This window comes from Microbispora sp. ZYX-F-249, from assembly GCF_039649665.1.
In the GTDB taxonomy this organism is placed as follows: Bacteria; Actinomycetota; Actinomycetes; order Streptosporangiales; family Streptosporangiaceae; genus Microbispora; species Microbispora maris.
On record NZ_JBDJAW010000002.1, the window covers coordinates 332,210 to 348,939 of the forward strand.

Consider the following 16,730-nt stretch of genomic DNA (forward strand, 5'->3'; position numbering starts at 1 on the left):
CTCCTCGTGCCGCGCTAGCGCGCGGACAGGTTGTCGGCGAGAAGCCGGATCAGAGGCTCGCGCCGGGTGCAGTGGGACAGGGCGAAGGAGTCGGCGAGCGCGAGCAGCTCGCCGTCGTCCAGCCCGCGGAACAGGTCGGCGTACTCGGGGAGCAGCGCCTGCGCGATCAGGATGTGCCGGATGAGGTCGTCGGTCTGGTAGCGGGCGCCCCACGGGTAAGGGTCCCAGCTGGGGAACTCGGTGTCGATCAGCCGGTGCAGCGGCGCGAGCTCGCCCGCCGTCTCCTCCATCGTCGAGCCCCATCGGTCGGCGCCGAGCCGCTTCTTCTTCGCCATGAACGGCCCGAACCGCTCCATGTACGACCCGCCGGCGCAGACCAGGCCCTGCAGGCCGACGTCCTTGTAGGTCCAGATGGACCAGCCGGCCTCGTACGCGTCGAAGATCTCCAGCTGGTCGCGCAGGACCTGGTAGCGCTGCTCGTCCACCGCGGGGTCACCGGTGTAGACGGGCCCGAACTCCCCGACCCAGATCGGCGTGCCGGTCTCCCGCTGGAAGGTGGTGCGGCGGGCGAAGGTGCGCTCCAGCTCGTCGCGGTCGCACCACTCGCCCCTGGTGAAGCCCGGGTAGGGGCCGCCGTGGGCGAACCCGGCCAGCGCGTAGTCGTGGCAGACGAAAACGGTGTTCTCGTAGACCTCGTGGAAGACCGAGAAGTCGGTCGAGTAGGTGTTGCCGTCGAGGAACAGCACGTGACCGGGGTCCACCGCGCGCAGCGCCTTGACCAGACGGTCGTAGAAGGGCCCGACCACCCTGCCGCTGGGGTCGCCCGGCTCGTTGATCGGGTTGTAGCCCGCCACCCACGGGTTGTCCTTGTAGTGGTCGGCCAGCGCCTCCCACAGGTGGACCGCCCGGTCCTGGAAGTGCCGGTGCTGCCAGAAGGAGGCGACGTGGGTGGGGTTGTCGGAGTGCCAGTGCTGGTTCTGCGCCCCCGGGAGCGCGTGCAGGTCGATGACGCTGTAGACGCCGCGCTCACCCAGCATCCCGATCACGCGGTCGAGATGGCGGAAACCGCGCTCGACGATCTCCATCGGCCGGTCGTCGGTCTCGAAGTGGCGGTAGTTCACCGGGATCCGCACGCAGTTGACGCCCATGTCCCGCAGCAGGTCGGCGTCGGCCTCGGTGAAGAACGAGGTGAGGAAGCGGTCGAAGAACAGCTCGTAGCGTTCCTCGCCGAGCACTTCCAGCACAGCCGCGCGCATGGAGGACTCGTCGGCCGCGTAGCCGGTGATGAAGTTCTCCATGTTGAGCCAGCCGCCCAGGCCGACCCCCCGCAGCCGGACCGTGCCGCCCGTCTCGTCTACCAGCCGGGATCCGGACACACGCAGCAGCGTCATCGACTCTCCTCAATCTCCGAAAATCCTCGAAACCGGCGGCGTGGCCGGAGGGCGACGGCCCCGCTTCTCCTCGGCGACCCGCTGCTGAAAAGTTTCGGCCAATATCCGAATGTTTCGTGGTCCGGAGGATAAGTAAAGCTGACGTTGAGCGTCAAGGGCGCTGTCGGCTTGATCACGGCGGTCAACCGTCTCATCAGGAGGAACCGGTTCAGGTATCCCGAAAGTTTCGGCTACGATCTGCTTCATGCCAGTGAAAAGGCGGGTGACCATCGCCCAGATAGCGGAGGAGGCCGGAGTCTCCGTTCCGACCGTGTCCAAGGTGATCAACGGCCGTCCCGAGGTGGCGCCGGAGACCCGTCAGCGGGTGGAGCGCCTCCTGCAGAAGCACGGCTACCAGCGCAGGACGGGACAGGGCGACGGCCCGGTCGGTTTACTGGACCTGGTGTTCGCCGAGATCGAGAGCCCGTGGGCCATGGAACTGGTGCGCGGAGCCGAGCAGGCGGCGCACGAGGCCGCCGCGAGCGTGGTGATCTCCGTGCTGCACACGCACGCGGGCCCCGGCCGTGACTGGCTCGAACGCATCGCGGCGCGGCGCACGGACGGTGTGATCATCGTCAGCTCCCGGCTCTCGGTGCGGCAGCAGGGCCAGCTCAGCGCCCGCTCGATCCCGTTCGTCGTCGTCGACCCCGAGGGCGAGCCGCCGCCCGGCGTGGCGTCGGTCGGCGCGACCAACTGGCACGGCGGCCTGGCGGCCACGCGCCACCTCCTCGACCTCGGCCACGCCCGGATCGGCATGATCGGCGGTCCGCCCGACATGCTCTGCAGCCGGGCCAGGATCGACGGCTACCGCGCCGCGCTGGAGACCGCCGGGGTGTCCATCGACCCCGAGCTCATCCGGTACGGCGACTTCCTGGTCAACTCGGGCCACGACGCCGGTCACGCGCTGCTCTCGCTGGACAACCCCCCGACCGCCATCTTCGCCGGCAGCGACATGCAGGCGTTCGGCGTGTTCGAGGCGGCCAGGCAGCGGGGCCTGCGGGTGCCCGAGGACCTCAGCGTGGTCGGCTTCGACGACCTGCCGCTGTCCCGGTCCGCGTGGCCGCCGCTGACCACCGTGCGGCAGCCGCTGGAGGAGATGGCCGCGCTGGCCGCGCGCATGGTGCTGGCCATGGGCCGGGGCGAGAACACCGAGGCCCGCCGGGTCGAGCTGTCCACCGATCTGGTGATAAGGGAGAGCACCGCGAGTCCCCGGTGAAAGCCCGGCGGAACGACGAAACCGGGACCGGTCCATGATCGTCCAAAATGGGAGCGCATGGACGAACGGGGGCGGGATGGCTGGCGAACACGCTAAGGTTTCTGCGGATATCGCCGGGTTCGCGGGACGGGGCTGACGGTTGCGGAGTTGGGGTGGAGCGGCCGTCACGGCATTCGCCGCGGCACTCATGCTCCTGGGAGGTTCCGGGTCGGTGGCCCTCGCGGCGCCGGCCCGCGACGAGGCCGGGGTGGTGCGGACCACGACCCACGAGCCGAACGGGGCGCACGCGGCGGCCTCCCCGGGGGCGACGGTTCCCCGCGGGACCGGGGCGGCGGTGCCGTCCGTCGAGGAGCGGCCCTGTCCGGTCGCCGTGCCGTCCGGCACGACCTGCGGCTACCTGCTCGTCCCCGAGCGGCGCGACGTCCCCAACAGCAGGACCATCAAGGTCGGCTACGCGGTGCACCACGCGCCGCAGGCCCAGGGGCAGGCCGCCGACCCGGTCGTCTACATGAGCGGCGGCCCGGGATCGGCCTCGCTCCAGCTCACCGGATTCCTCACGCGGATGCTCCCCGGCCGCGACGTGGTCGTCCTCGAACAGCGCGGCGGCCGTTACTCCGAGCCCAGGCTGAGCTGCCCCGAGATCGCCCGCGGGATCGTCGACACCCTGCGCGCACCCGGGCCGGGGGCGGCCGAGACCGCCCCGCTCGCCCGGCAGGCGCTGGCCTGCCAGTCACGTCTGGAGACGGAGCACGTCGACCTGCGCGGTTACCGCACCGCCGAGATCGCCGCCGACGTCGTGGACCTGCGGGCCGCGCTCGGCTACCCGGGGTGGCACCTGTTCGGTGTCAGCTACTCCACCCGCCCGATGCTGCTGGCGGCGGCGCGCGACCCCGAGGGCACCCGGGGGGTCGTGCTGGACTCCCTGCTTCCCGCGCGCGCCCACTGGTACGACGAGGCGTCCGGCACCCTCGCGGCGACGATGACCAAGCTGGGCATCGCCGCCCGGTTCGACGCCATGGTGAAAGCGCTCGACGCCCACCCCGCGACGTACGAGACCCGGGACCCGCTCACCCGCGAGCGGCTGACCGTACGGCTCAACGGGGACGACGTGGCGACGATCCTCGCCGAGGCGCTGCACGAGACCGACGTGATCCCGATCGTGCCGGCCCTCGTGGACGGCCTGGCCTCCGGGCGGACCGACCTGCTGCAACCCCTGGTCGACGCGGCGGGCGACGGGCTGACCTCGCACGAGTGGGGGCTGTACTACGCCGTCCAGTGCCAGGACGAGGTCCCGGACAACGCCTTCCCCGAGTCGCGGAGCCCCCGCCTGTTCACCGGGGTCGTCGACGCGGCGGTCTGCGACGCCTGGGGGCTGCCCGCCGCGCGGGCCGAGGCCGACGCGCTGACGTCCGGCGCGACCGTCGCCCCCGCCTCCGCGGGCGGCGGGACGGGAGGTACGGCGGAAAGCACGGCGGAAAGCACGGCGGAAGGAACCGCGGCCGGGAGCACGGCGGAAGGCACGGCCGGAGAGACGGCCGCCGGGAGCACGGCGCAGGGCACGGCGGCCGAAAGCACTGCGCAGGGCACGGCGGCCGGAAGCACGGTTCCGCCGATCCTGGTCCTGGGCGGCCGGTACGACCCCACCACCCCGCCGGAGGCCGCGCGTGAGGCGGTGTCGGCCGTACCGGGCGCGCGGTTCGCCGAGTTCGCCGGGACCGGGCACGCCGTGTTCCTGTCGAACGGCTGCGCACGCCGGATGATCGCCGCGTTCCTCGACGACCCGGCCGCGACGGCGCCCGCCTGCGACCCCGGCGCCGCGCCGCACGCGCTCGTGCGGCCGGGCGACCTCGACCTCACCTCCTCGGTCTACCGGCTCTTCCGGTCGCCGATTCCGCTCGCGGTTCCCGCGGCCTTCCTGCTCGTGTCGGCCGTCCAGCTCCTCGCGGCGCTGGTCTCCCTGATCCGCAGGCGCGGCGGCGCGCTGAGCGCCCTCGCGGGCCTGACGGGCGTCGCGCTGGGCGGGCTGTCGGCGCTGAGCCTGTCGGCCGTGGAGGATTGGACGACGCTGGCGATCGGGGTGCCGCACGCCCTGGCGTGGTACGGGCTGCTGGCCCTCGTCTCCACCGGGCTGTCGGTCGTCGAGGCGTTCCGGCTGAACGCCGCCGCCGCCCGGATCGTCCCGGCCCTGACCGGCCTGGCGTTCCTCGCCTGGCTGTACGGCTGGCTGCTCGCCTGATCAAGCGGGCCTCAAGAGAGAGTTAAAAGGAAAGTTTCTTATTAGACAGCATTGACGGAGCAGCTCACACCGGCTTACCTTCCGATCAACCCCCTGGGGGCGGGGTGTGGAACGTCGGCACTTCGCCTGTCGGAGGTGTGGCTGTGCGCCTGTCCCTGTTCTCCCGGACCGCACTCGCGGTCTGCCTCACGCTCGCCGCCGGGGCCGCGGTGCTCGGCGGCGGCACCGCCGGGGCCGCCGCCGGCGACGAGGCGTGCCGGCCCGACGGGCTCTACCGGACGCCCGGGGTGGACGTCCCCTACTGCCTGGCCTACGACGAGAACGGCCGGGAGAAGATGGGCGCCGGCCACCCGCGCCGCATCATCGGCTACTTCACCGGCTGGCGCGACGGATCCAACGGGCAGACCCGCTACCTCGTCCCGGACATCCCGTGGGGCAAGGTCACCCACATCAACTACGCGTTCGCCCACGTGGGGCCGGACAACAGGATCTCCGTCGGCTCCGGCACCCCGAAGAACCCCGCGGTCGGGATGACCTGGCCGGGCGTCGCCGGCGCGGAGATGGACCCGGCCTACTCCTTCAAGGGCCACTTCAACCTCCTCGCCAAGTTCAAGAAGCAGCACCCGGACACCAGGACGCTGGTCAGCGTGGGCGGCTGGGCCGAGACCGGCGGCTACTTCGACGACGCGGGGAACCGGCAGGCGAGCGGCGGCTTCTACACGATGACGTCGACCCAGGCGGGCATCGACGCCTTCGCGGACTCCGTCGTGTCGTTCCTGCGCACGTACGGCTTCAACGGGGTGGACATCGACTACGAGTACCCCACGTCCATGAAGGACGCGGGCAACCCGCTGGACTGGCCGGCCGCCAACGCCAGGCGCGCCACCCTCATGAAGGGCTACGCCGCGCTGATGAAGACGCTGCGGGAGAGGCTGGACGCCGCCTCCGCCGCCGACGGCAGGTACTACATGCTGACGGTCGCCGCGCCGTCCAGCGGCTACCTGCTACGCGGGATGGAGACCTACCAGGTCACGCAGTACCTCGACTACGTGAACATCATGTCCTACGACCTGCACGGCGCGTGGAACAAGTACGTCGGCCCCAACGCCTCGCTGTTCGACGACGGCAGGGACGCCGAGCTCGCCGCCGCCGGCGTGTACGGCACGGCGCAGTACGGCGGCATCGGCTACCTGAACACCGACTGGGCCTACCACTACTTCCGCGGCGCCCTGCCGCCGGGACGCGTCAACATCGGCCTGCCGTACTACACGCGGGGCTTCAAGAACGTGCAGGGCGGCACGAACGGCCTGTGGGGCACCGCCCCCTCGTCCACCTGCCCGGCCGGGGCCGGGCTGACGAGCTGCGGTGACGGCGCGGTCGGCATCGACAACCTGTGGCACGACCTCGACACGGCCGGCAAGGAGTCGCCCGCGGGGTCCAACCCGATGTGGCACGCCAAGAACCTGGAGAAGGGTGTCCTCGGCGACTACCTGGTCTCCTACGGCGTCACCGACACGTCGCTGACCGGCACCTACACGCGTCACTACGACTCCACTCTGGTCGCGCCGTGGCTCTGGAACTCCGCCAAGAAGGTGTTCCTGTCGACGGAGGACGAGCAGTCGGTGGGGGCCAAGGCCGACTACGTGGTCTCCAGGGGCCTCGGCGGCACGATGGTCTGGGAGCTGGCGGGCGACTACGGCTGGAACGCCGCCAAGGGCCAGTACGAGCCGGGGTCCACGCTGACCACGCTGATGTACGACAGGTTCAGGACCGCCGCGCCGTACGGGAACGTGCGGGCGACCACCCCGATCCCGGCGCAGAAGCTGGACATCTCGGTGGAGTTCCGCGACTTCGCCCTGGGCGACAACAACTACCCGATCAACCCGAAGATCCACATCACCAACGACTCGGGCGTGACGCTGCCGGGCGGGACGGAGTTCCAGTTCGACTACGCGACCTCGGCGCCGGGCAACGCGGCCGACCAGTCGGGTTTCGGCTCGGCGATCGTCCGCAGGGACCACACCGCGCCGGACAACGTGGGCGGCCTGAAGGGCGACTACAACCGGGTGTCGCTGAAGCTGCCGGGCTGGCAGTCCCTCGCGCCGGGCGCCTCGGTGGGCGTCGCCTTCGTCTACTACCTGCCCACCTCCACCCCCTCCAACTGGACGGTCTCCTTCGGCGGCACGACGTACGGGATCAGCCAGGACCTGGCCAGGGGCGGCGTGACGGCCTCTCCCTCCGCGTCTCCCCCTGGGTCCCCATCGGCGTCCCCATCGGCGTCCCCATCGGCGTCCCCATCGGCCGGCGCGTGCACGGCTCCCGCGTGGTCGTCCACGACCGTCTACACGGGCGGCCTCGTCTCGTACGCCGGTCACACGTGGAAGGCGCAGTGGTGGACCCTGGGCGAGACGCCGGGCACCGCGCAGGTGTGGCTGGACCAGGGACCCTGCGCGTCAGCGTCGCCTTCGGCCTCGCCGTCCGCGTCGCCCGGCGCTTCCCCGAGCCCGTCGCCGTCCGCGTCGCCCGGCGCCTCGCCGTCCGTCTCGCCATCGCCGTCGCCATCGCCCTCGCCCTCGGCATCGCCCTCGGCGAGCCAGGGGCACCCGGCCTGGACGGCCGGCACGGCGTACGCGGTGGGCGCCTTGGTGACCTACGGCGGCGCGGTCTACCAGTGCCGGCAGCCGCACACCGCGCTGACGGGCTGGGAGCCGCCGAACGTCCCCGCCCTCTGGACCAGGATCTGACCCTCGCCCGTGCCCGTACGTCCCGCGGCGGCCTCCGCCCGGACGCACGGCCCAAGCCTCCGGGCCGGGCCGGACCGGTGACACCGGCACGGCCCGGAGCCGACGCCCGGCGGTCTCCACCCCATCACCGGGGCGGGGCACCGCCGGGCGTCACAACGTCCATCCTCACGCCCCCGCGCCCCGGGCACGACGGGCCACGTGCCGGGCGACCAGCAGCATCGCCCCGACCGAGGCCAGCATGCCGGCGACGATGACCGGCACGACGGCCCCGAACCCGTGGGCGCCGGCGACGAAACCGAACAGCGGCGGGCCGAGGAGCGCGCCCACGCTGCCCATCTGGGCCACCATCCCGGTGCCCACGTCGGCGTGGTCGAGGCGCTCCAGCACCAGGGGAAGGGCGGCGAAGCCAAGGGCTCCCAGCAGGCCGTTCTCCAGGGAGACGACCCCCGCGCCGGCCGCCGCGGCGGCCAGGGGCCCGTCGGCGACGTAGGTCAGCCAGGCGGCCGGCACGACCAGCAACCCCGACGCGGCGAGCGCGGCGAGCGGCACGCCCCGCCGGAGCAGGACTCCCACGGACAGCCCGCCGAGAACGCCGGCGAACGAGATGGCGGAGGTCAGGGCCCCGGCGGCGCCGGCCGAGCTCGCGTGCCTGTCGATCAGCAGCGTGGGCAGCAGCACGACCACCGGCATCGTCACCAGCACCATCAGGCAGAAGGACACGGTGAGCAGCGCGGGCCACGCCAGCGCCCGCGCGCCGGGCATGGGCCCGGCGACCGCGCCGGAGGCGGACGGCCGCGGCAGCCGAACCCGGACCGCCACCGTCGTCAGCAGCGTCAGCCCCGCGATCAGCAGCACCCAGCCGCGCCAGCCGAGGGCCTCCCCGGCGGCGCCGCCGGCGAGCGTGCTCACTCCGATGCCGACGGGGACGAACGTCGCCCAGACGGACAGGGCGAGCGCCCGGTCCCGTTCCTCGGCGAGGTGGAGAATCAGCGCCGGGCAGGCGATGGAGACCACGAGATAGCCCGCGCCCTCGGCGACGCGGGCGGTCAGCAGCCATGAGAAGCTCCCCGCGGCCGCGCTCAGCGCGCTCGCCCCCGCCATCAGCGCCAGGGCGGCGACCAGCGCCCTGCCCGCGCCGGACCGGCGGACCAGGTATCCGGCGGGCAGCCCGGCGACGGCCCCGACCCCGACCACCGCCGAGATCACCCAGCCCAGTTGTGACAGCGACAGCCCGAGCTGCTCTGCCATCGACGGCCCGACCGAGGAGAACTTGCCATAGCTCATCGCCGCCACGACGCCGGCGAGGTAGACGACGAGGATCGTCAGCCACGGCGAGCGCCGCACCGCCGCCGCGTTCCGTTCGGATCCGCCTACCGTCGGCTGGGGGGTCATGGCTCTCCTTCGTGGCGGTCGTCACGGCGGACGAACAGCCCCAAATGGCGAATTCGGCTTGTTGTTCACTCAATCAGGAGAATGCGCAAGCCGCCCGGCACATCACCGGAACCGATCACCACGGCACCGTCCGCAGCCGTCGCCGGTCCGCCGTGGGCCGGGAAGGCTCCGATCAGTGGGACCATGGCTGGGTCTGCGCCCGGTGAAAGGAAGGCAAGGCAGGTGGACCAGGTCGCCCGGATGTGCAACGACGCCCCGGCTCCGCGCGTCGGTCGGCGAACGACCGGACGGACCGCCCCGCCCCCGGCGGCGGTGCGTGCCGTCGCGCCGCGTAACCGTCTGCGGCTGCTCGCCGCGCCGCTGCTGGCCCTGCTCACGGTGCTGCTGGTCGCGACGCCGGCGCGGGCCCACGACGTGCTCGTCGCCAGTGACCCCAAGGACGGCGCGGCTCTCGGCGCGATGCCCGCCGCCGTGACGCTCACGTTCAACCAGGTCGTACGCCGCGACTACGCGAGGATCGCCGTAACCGGCCCGGACGGCGCCCACTACGAGCAGGGCGAGGTCAGGGTGGACGGCCCGCGGGTGTCCATCGGCGTACGGACGGGCACCCCCGCGGGGGCCTACGCGATCGGCTACCGCATCGTGTCGAACGACGGTCACCCGGTCACCGGCACCGTGAAGTTCAGCGTGACCGGTGCGGGCGCGGCCCCCGGGACGGCCGCCCAGCCGACGGATCCGCCGGCGGCCGGCGCGACGACCGGCACGGCGGGCTCCGGTGCGGCGACCGGCGGCGGGAGCTGGGTCTGGGGGCTGCTGGCCGTCACCGCCGCCCTGCTGGCGCTGTGCGCCCGCGTGCTCGTGAAGCACGACCGCCGGCTGCGCGAGGGTACGGTCCCGGCTCCCCCGACCACGGAGACGGCGGCGGACACAGAGACGGGCACGACGGCGGACACGGCGGCGGACACCGCGGCGGACACCGCGGCGGACACGGCGCGGGCGGCCTCTCCGGCGAACAGGACGGGCGGCACGAAGACAAACGGCCCGAAGACGAGCGGCACGGCGACGGGCGGCACGAAGACGAGCGGTTCGGCGACGGGCGGCACGAAGACGAGCGGTTCGGCGACGGGCGGCACGGCATGACCGCGACCTCGGAGCGCCGCGTCCCGGCCCGCCGGTCCGGGCCCGGAGCGGAGCGGGCCCGCGCCCGGGTCCCGGCGGCCGGGCTGACCGCCGGTGGCGTCCTCGCGGTCGTGATCGCGACCTGGCTCACCGTGCCCGGGGCGGTGCCGGGGCTCCCCATGCCGGGCACGATCGTGCAGTACGGCCTGCCCGTCGTCCGCCTCGTGCTCGACCTGGCCGCCACCGCGACCGTGGGTCTCAGCCTGCTCCCCAAGCTCCTCGGCTTCGACGACCCGGACAGGACCGAGCCGGTCGCCGCCAGGGCCCGGCACTGGGCCGTGCTGTTCTCGCTGGTCTGGTGCGCGGCGGCGCTGACGTCGGCCGTCCTCAGCGCGGCCGAGATCACTCCGGGCGGCGTTCCCGACGTCGCGGCGTACGTGGACGGCATCGGCGCGGGACAGGGCATGATCGTGAGCGCGTCCTGCGCGCTGGCCAGCGCCGCCGTGGGGATGCTCGCGGTGCGGTTCGGCGAGAAGGTCCCGGCCGAGTTGCGGGTGCTCGTCGCCGGGTTCGGGCTGCTGCCGCTCCCGGTCACCGGGCACGCCTCCAACTGGTACTGGCACGACCTCAGCATGGTCTCGATGGAGTTGCACGTCATCGGCGCCTGCGCCTGGGTGGGCGGCCTGGTCGCGCTCGCCGTCCTGCTGCCCCGCCATCGCGATCTGCTCGCCCGCACGCTGCCCCGGTTCTCCCGGCTGGCGACGTACGCGCTGATCGTCGTGGGGCTGTCCGGGCTCTTCAACGGCCTGGTGGAGCTTCTGCTCACGCCCGGCGAGAGCTTCCCCGCGTCGCTGGTCACCACGGGCTATGGCCGGCTCGTGGTCGCCAAGGCCGTGTTCACCGCGGTGATCGCGCTGCTGGGTGCCAACATCCGCTGGCGACTGCTGCCCGCGGTCACGCGTCAGGCCCCGGCGGCGTTCGCCGCCTGGGCGGCCCTGGAGTTGACCGTGATGGGCCTCGCGTACGGCGTCGCGGTCGCGCTGACCAAGGCGCCGGTGGCCTGAGCCAGGCTCCTGACCCGCGGCCCTGCCCGGCAGGTCCGGCCCGGCAGGTCCGGCCCGGCCGGTGCTGCCCGGGGCGCCCGGGTCTCCCCCACGCCCCACAGCCCGGGCACCTGCCCGCGACTCACTCTGGAAACACGGACCCCAGGACGCCGAAAAGGGCCACCCCCGAGGGAGCGGCCCCTTGACATCGGGCCCGGCAGGACCCGCGAACGCGGGCGGCAGCCGTCGGACCGTGGGCGCTATCGGCAGCGGACGGGGCGGCAGCCGCGGACACGGCAGCGGTCAAGCGGTGGGACCCGGATAAGGCGACGGCCGTCAGGCCGTGGGCTTGGACGCCGCGGCGGGCGCGGACACCGCCTCCGACACAGCCTCGGGGGCCGCCTCGGGCGCGGCGTCGAGCGACGGGTCCGGCTCGGCCGTGATCTCTTCCTCCCCGGCCCGCTCCTCCCGGGCGATCCTGTCCTCCGCCGCGGCGGCCGTCAGGCCCTGGCGGCCGGCGAACCACTCCAGCGCGTACCACACGACGGCCAGCGCGGCGAGCGCCACCGGCCAGAACTCCGGCGCGTACGGCGGGGCCTCGAGCACCCGGTCCTGCACCAGCAGCCCGCCGTACACGCCCGCGGTGGCGAGCACCGCGCCCGCGAGCGGCCGCAGCAGCCTGACCGGAACCAGGAAGGCCAGGTCGACGCACAGGCCCGCGAGCAGGAAGAAGAACGGGATGGTCGACGGGGGGAACCCGCCGCCGACGAGCAGCGGCCAGATCAGGCACCGGTAGGCCACGTACGACGCGGCGACGGCGGTGGCGGTGAAGCGCCGGCCGACCATGACGCGGGCGAAGACCAGGATCCCGATGCCCACCACGCCCGCGTACCCCGCGTAGACGACGTCCGGCACCGGCAGCGAGAACTTGAGGACCATGGCGCGGTCCACGGCCTGCCCCATCTGGTCGGCCGCGAAGTTGAGCAACGTCGGCTCGGCGTACGGCTGCCCCCGGTCCCAGGAGGCCAGCTCCAGCACGCCGTACTCCTGCTGCAGCTCGGGGAAGTGCGCGTTCTCCAGGAAGAACGCGAACAGGCCGCCCAGCACCAGCGCGCGCCGCCTGCCGGAGACGCCCGCGTAACGGCCCGAGCCGATGTACCAGCCGCGGATCACTCCGGCGAGCATCAGCGCGGTGCCGATGTACAGCAGCGCGTGGGACGGGCTCCAGGCGGTGATGTCGATGCCGTTGACCCGGTGGTTGATCAGGTCGAGCGGGATCGCGATGAGGAAGACTCCGGTGCCCCACACGATCAGGCGGGAGGCCGTGCGGTCCACCCCGTAGCCCGTGTACCAGTGGACGATGGTCAGCGCCACGGCGATCACCGTGCCGACCGTGTTGAGCAGGTGCGGCGGGGCCAGGTCGTCGCGCAGCCATTTGAAGTGCCACGACACGTCCCAGCTCGACCCGAGCACCTTGAGGACGAACGCCGCGAGCCAGCCCAGGTAGAGCACCCGGAAAAGGTCCTCCGGCGTCCGCCTGCCCGCCTCCCCTCTCGTCCAATAGGGAAGGGCCCACTCGATCACGCGAGCGGGGACTTGCTTGAGCGGCGTTCCATTCACGCGCGAAATGATGCCGCTCCCCATGGTGGGGCGCAATCAGGGATTACCCCGATCCATCATCACGATTCGTACCGTCGATCGGACGCGCGGATGTCGAGGCATGGTCATCCACAGGCCCGGCGGGCTCCTCAGCTGTCTCTCAGGAGTGACGAGTAGCATCTCGACATGGCTTTCCCGGGTGGGCGGCGTGCCCTCGTGATCGTGGTCTCGCTGGTCATCCTGATGGCCGCGGGTGTGACGTGGGCTTTGTGGCCCTCCGACCCCGTGGTGAAGGGTCGTGACCTGGTCATCCCCGTCGTGGACGGACCGGCGGACGACCAGCGCGTCGACCTCGACGCCACCTTCTATCCCCCTGCCAGCGGCGGCAGGGCTCCTGCCGTGCTGCTCGCCCACGGGTTCGGCGGCAGCAAGGAGAGCGTGCGTGAGCAGGCGGGGCGGCTCGCGGGGCAGGGCTACGCCGTGCTCACCTGGTCGGCGCGCGGGTTCGGCCGCTCGACCGGGCAGATCGCGCTCAACTCCCCCGACTACGAGGTCAAGGACGTGCGGGGGCTGATCGACTGGCTGGCCGGGCGGCCCGAGGTGCGTCTCGACGGCCCCGGCGACCCGCGCGTCGGGATCGCCGGCGGCTCCTACGGCGGCGCGATCGCGTTGATGACCGCGGCCTACGACAGCCGGATCGACGCGATCGTCCCCCAGATCACCTGGTACGACCTCGCCGACGCGCTCTTCCCCGACGCCTCGGGCAAGGGGCCGGTGAACGGCGTGTTCAAGAAGATGTGGGCCGGCATCTTCTTCACCTCCGCCGCCGACCGGCTGGCCCCGGGCGGCGGCTCCGGCGCGGGCGGTCTGGCCGGCCTCGCCGGGGCGGCCGCGCAGCCGCCCGCCGGATCCGGAGGCCGGCAGGCCGGGCAGGGGGCCGGGCAGGGAGCCGTGGAGGCGCCCGGGGCCGACCAGGTGCGGTGCGGGCGGTTCCTGCCGCAGATCTGCGAGATGTACCAGAAGGTGGCCGAGACCGGCCGGGCCACCCAGGAGGCGGTCGATCTCCTGCGGCGGTCGAGCCCGGTCTCGGTGCCCGGCAAAATCACCGTGCCGACGCTGCTGCTCCAGGGCCAGCGCGACTCGCTGTTCCCGCTGTCGCACGCCGACGCCAACGCCCGCGCCATCGCCGCCACCGGCGCTCCGGTCGAGGTCGCCTGGTTCAACGGCGGCCACGACGGCGGCGACGGCGAGGCCGACTGGCTGTCCGCCCGCACGACCGGCTGGTTCGACCGCTACCTCAAGGGGACGGGCTCCCCGGCGGGCGACGGCGGCTCCGCGGCGTTCACCGTGACCAGGGACGGCGGGCGCGACCCGGGCACGCGCCGGCCCGTGCTCCTGCACGCGACCGGGGACCGCTACCCGGGCCTGACGGGCGCGGAGCGGACGACCGTCGCCCTCGGCGGTCCTCCGCAGCCGGTCGCCAACCCCGCGGGCGGATCGCCCGCGTCGATCTCGGCGGTCCCGGGCCTCGGCGGACTGCTCGGCGGCACCGGCGGCGGGTCGATCGCGCTGGACATGCCCGGCCAGGCGGCGGTCTTCGAGTCCGCGCCGCTGGCCAGGCCCACGCAGGTCACCGGCAGCCCGGCCGTCACGATCCGGGTGTACGGCACGGGCGAGGCCACGCTGTTCGCCAAGCTCTACGACGTCTCCGGAGGATCGCTGCCGGTGCTCCCGTCGAGCCTGGTCGCGCCGCTGCGGGTCACCGCGAGCGAGGCGGGCACGCCGGTCACCGTGACGCTTCCGGCCATCGACCGGCGCTTCGACGCCGGGCACCGGATGCGGCTGGTGGTGTCCACCACCGATCTCGGGTACGCGACGCCCGCCGCCCCCGCGGTCTACCGGGTCGCGCTCGACGCCCCCGCGCTGGAGCTGCCCGGGGACGCGGCGCTGCGGACGCCCGCCACCGGCCCCGCGTGGTGGACGTGGGCCCTGCCGCTCGCCGCGATCGTGGTCGCCGCCGTGCTCCTGCTGACCGGCCGGGCCAGGCGCGGCGCCCACGCGGGTGACGCCCCCGACGCCATGTCGGCCGAGGTGCCCCTGGTGATCAGCGGGCTGGGCAAGCGCTACCGCAACGGCGAGAAGGCGGTCGACGACCTGTCGTTCCGGGTCGAGAAGGGCCAGGTGCTCGGCCTGCTCGGTCCGAACGGCGCGGGCAAGACCACCACGATGCGCATGCTCATGGGCCTCATCCACCCCGACGAGGGCGAAATCCGGATCTTCGGCCACCGCGTGCGCCCGGGCGCTCCGGTGCTGTCGCGGCTGGGTTCGTTCGTCGAGGGGCCCGGCTTCCTGCCGCACCTGTCCGGCCGGGCCAACCTGGAGCTGTACTGGCAGGCCACGGGACGGCCGCCGCAGGACGCCCACATGGAGGAGGCGCTGGAGATCGCCGGGCTCGGCGCGGCCCTGGAGCGCGCGGTGCGCACCTACTCCCAGGGCATGCGCCAGCGCCTGGCCATCGCGCAGGCCATGCTCGGCCTCCCCGACCTGCTCGTGCTGGACGAGCCGACGAACGGCCTCGACCCGCCGCAGATCGCCGAGATGCGCCGGGTGCTCAGGGCGTACGCCGAGCGGGGGCGCACCGTCATCGTCTCGAGCCACCTGCTCGCGGAGGTCGAGCAGACCTGCAGCCACGTCGTCGTCATGCACCGCGGGCGACTGGTGTCGGCCGGGCCGGTCGGCGACCTGCTCGGCACCGCGGCGGCCGTCAACGGCGCCGGGCCACGCCTGGAGGACGTGTTCCTCGACCTGATCGGAGAGAGCCGTTGAGCCCGAATCGACCGGCCCCGGACCTGGCCGGAGACGTCCCCGCCGGCGGGCGCGCCGCGCCGGTCGCCCAGGAAGGACCGGACACGCGCGGGGGCGACTCGGGTGGCCGGGCGCCCGGCTACGTGCCGGGGCGCACGCTGCCGCTCCGGGTGGAGTTCGTGCGGCAGCTGCGGCGGCGCCGGACCATGGGGATGTTCGCCGTGCTCCTCGCCCTGCCGTGGGTCCTGGTGGTGGCGTTCCAGTTCGGGCCGGCCGGGCGGGGCCAGAGCAGCCTGCGGCTGTCGGACCTCGCCACGGCGGGCGGGCTCAACTTCGCGGCGTTCGCCCTGTCGGTGTCGGCCAACTTCCTGCTGGTCGTCGCCGTGGCCCTGTTCTGCGGCGACACGGTGGCGAGCGAGGCGAACTGGTCGTCGCTGCGCTACCTGCTCGCGGCGCCGGTGCCCCGCGACCGGCTGCTGCGCCAGAAACTGGTGGTGGCGCTGGCGTACTCGGCCGCCGCGGTGACCGTGCTCCCGCTGATGGCCCTGCTCGCCGGCACGCTGGCCTTCGGGTGGAACGACATCACAGTGCCGGGGACGGGTGAGGTGATCCCCGCCGCCGACGTGCTGCCCAAGTTCGCCGTCGTGATCGGGTACGCCCTGGTCAGCCAGTTGGTGGTGGCCTCGGTCGCCTTCCTTTTGTCGGTCGGCACCGACTCCCCGCTGGGCGCGGTCGGCGGGGCGGTCGGCCTGGTGATCGTCAGCACGATCCTGCAGGCGGTCGAGGCGCTGGGCTCGCTGCGCGAGTTCCTGCCCACCTTCTGGAACACCGCGTGGCTCGACGCGCTCGCGCCCGAGCCCGACTACAGCGGCATGGTGAAGGGCGTGGCGGTCTCCGTGACCTATTCGGTGATCCTCGTCGCCCTGGCCTTCCGCCGCTTCCGGCGCCGGGACGTCGTGTCCTGACCGCCGTACGGCCAGGGGCGGAGCCCGCCCTTCCGGTTAGCCGGTAGACCGGATGTCCGGTGGCATGGTGGCGGAATGGAGGCTGGCCGCGCAGACGGGACCCGCGTGGCCGGGCGACAGTGAGGTATGCCGGTGCGCGGAGCCGAGGCGCCGCGACCGGCTCCGGCCTGCACACGGTGAC

10 protein-coding genes are annotated in these 16,730 nt (G+C 73.2%); 7 read left to right on the forward strand and 3 right to left on the reverse strand.

The window, feature by feature from the left end; translation table 11 throughout:
* Nucleotides 1-14: 14 nt before the first annotated feature.
* Nucleotides 15-1,391, reverse strand: a complete 1,377-nt coding sequence (locus AAH991_RS03990) for a glycoside hydrolase family 5 protein (RefSeq protein ID WP_346224346.1) — start codon at nt 1,389-1,391, stop codon at nt 15-17.
* Between the two features lie 244 nt (nt 1,392-1,635).
* Here AAH991_RS03990 and AAH991_RS03995 point away from each other — a divergent pair, with 244 nt between their 5' ends.
* The 3 genes from AAH991_RS03995 to AAH991_RS04005 all read left to right on the forward strand — a co-directional run bounded on the left by AAH991_RS03995 (nt 1,636) and on the right by AAH991_RS04005 (nt 7,626).
* Nucleotides 1,636-2,646 carry a LacI family DNA-binding transcriptional regulator gene (locus tag AAH991_RS03995; RefSeq protein WP_346224347.1) on the forward strand — a complete coding sequence of 337 codons (1,011 nt, stop codon included), beginning with the start codon at nt 1,636-1,638 and terminating at the stop codon, nt 2,644-2,646.
* A 211-nt stretch (nt 2,647-2,857) separates the two neighbouring features.
* Nucleotides 2,858-4,882 (forward strand): alpha/beta fold hydrolase, encoded by a 2,025-nt coding sequence (locus AAH991_RS04000; RefSeq protein WP_346224348.1) that lies wholly within the window; start codon nt 2,858-2,860, stop codon nt 4,880-4,882.
* A 143-nt stretch (nt 4,883-5,025) separates the two neighbouring features.
* On the forward strand, nt 5,026-7,626 hold the full coding sequence (locus tag AAH991_RS04005) for a chitinase C-terminal domain-containing protein (protein WP_346224349.1): 2,601 nt from the start codon (nt 5,026-5,028) through the stop codon (nt 7,624-7,626).
* A 165-nt stretch (nt 7,627-7,791) separates the two neighbouring features.
* On the opposite strand, the gene AAH991_RS04010 is transcribed toward AAH991_RS04005, so the two are convergent.
* A complete protein-coding gene (locus tag AAH991_RS04010) occupies nt 7,792-9,018 on the reverse strand; it encodes an MFS transporter (RefSeq protein WP_346224350.1) in 1,227 nt (408 codons plus the stop codon).
* A gap of 222 nt (nt 9,019-9,240) precedes the next feature.
* Between AAH991_RS04010 and AAH991_RS04015 the strand changes: the two genes are divergently transcribed.
* Together AAH991_RS04015 and AAH991_RS04020 are read left to right on the forward strand one after the other, a co-directional pair.
* Nucleotides 9,241-10,158 (forward strand): copper resistance CopC family protein, encoded by a 918-nt coding sequence (locus AAH991_RS04015; protein WP_346224351.1) that lies wholly within the window; start codon nt 9,241-9,243, stop codon nt 10,156-10,158.
* Nucleotides 10,155-11,201 (forward strand): CopD family protein, encoded by a 1,047-nt coding sequence (locus tag AAH991_RS04020; RefSeq protein WP_346224352.1) that lies wholly within the window; start codon nt 10,155-10,157, stop codon nt 11,199-11,201. Before AAH991_RS04015 ends, AAH991_RS04020 begins: the two co-directional genes overlap by 4 nt.
* A 315-nt stretch (nt 11,202-11,516) precedes the next feature.
* On the opposite strand, the gene AAH991_RS04025 is transcribed toward AAH991_RS04020, so the two are convergent.
* Nucleotides 11,517-12,800: a hypothetical protein gene (locus AAH991_RS04025; RefSeq protein ID WP_346224353.1), complete on the reverse strand. Its 1,284-nt coding sequence runs from the start codon at nt 12,798-12,800 to the stop codon at nt 11,517-11,519.
* 165 nt (nt 12,801-12,965) lie between these two features.
* Between AAH991_RS04025 and AAH991_RS04030 the strand changes: the two genes are divergently transcribed.
* Together AAH991_RS04030 and AAH991_RS04035 are read left to right on the forward strand one after the other, a co-directional pair.
* Nucleotides 12,966-15,605 carry an alpha/beta fold hydrolase gene (locus tag AAH991_RS04030; protein WP_346224354.1) on the forward strand — a complete coding sequence of 880 codons (2,640 nt, stop codon included), beginning with the start codon at nt 12,966-12,968 and terminating at the stop codon, nt 15,603-15,605.
* The gene (locus AAH991_RS04035) at nt 15,602-16,549 is read left to right on the forward strand and encodes an ABC transporter permease (protein ID WP_346224355.1); all 948 of its coding nucleotides are present in this window, start codon (nt 15,602-15,604) and stop codon (nt 16,547-16,549) included. The genes AAH991_RS04030 and AAH991_RS04035 overlap by 4 nt, the downstream gene beginning before the upstream one ends.
* Nucleotides 16,550-16,730: the final 181 nt, after the last annotated feature.

Coding starts and splice junctions, on each gene's coding strand:
- AAH991_RS03990 (WP_346224346.1), bottom strand. CDS start 1,391: ATGACGCTGCTGCGTGTGTCCGGATCCCGGCTGGTAGACGAGACGGGC.
- AAH991_RS03995 (WP_346224347.1), top strand. CDS start 1,636: ATGCCAGTGAAAAGGCGGGTGACCATCGCCCAGATAGCGGAGGAGGCC.
- AAH991_RS04030 (WP_346224354.1), top strand. CDS start 12,966: ATGGCTTTCCCGGGTGGGCGGCGTGCCCTCGTGATCGTGGTCTCGCTG.
- AAH991_RS04010 (WP_346224350.1), bottom strand. CDS start 9,018: ATGACCCCCCAGCCGACGGTAGGCGGATCCGAACGGAACGCGGCGGCG.
- AAH991_RS04020 (WP_346224352.1), top strand. CDS start 10,155: ATGACCGCGACCTCGGAGCGCCGCGTCCCGGCCCGCCGGTCCGGGCCC.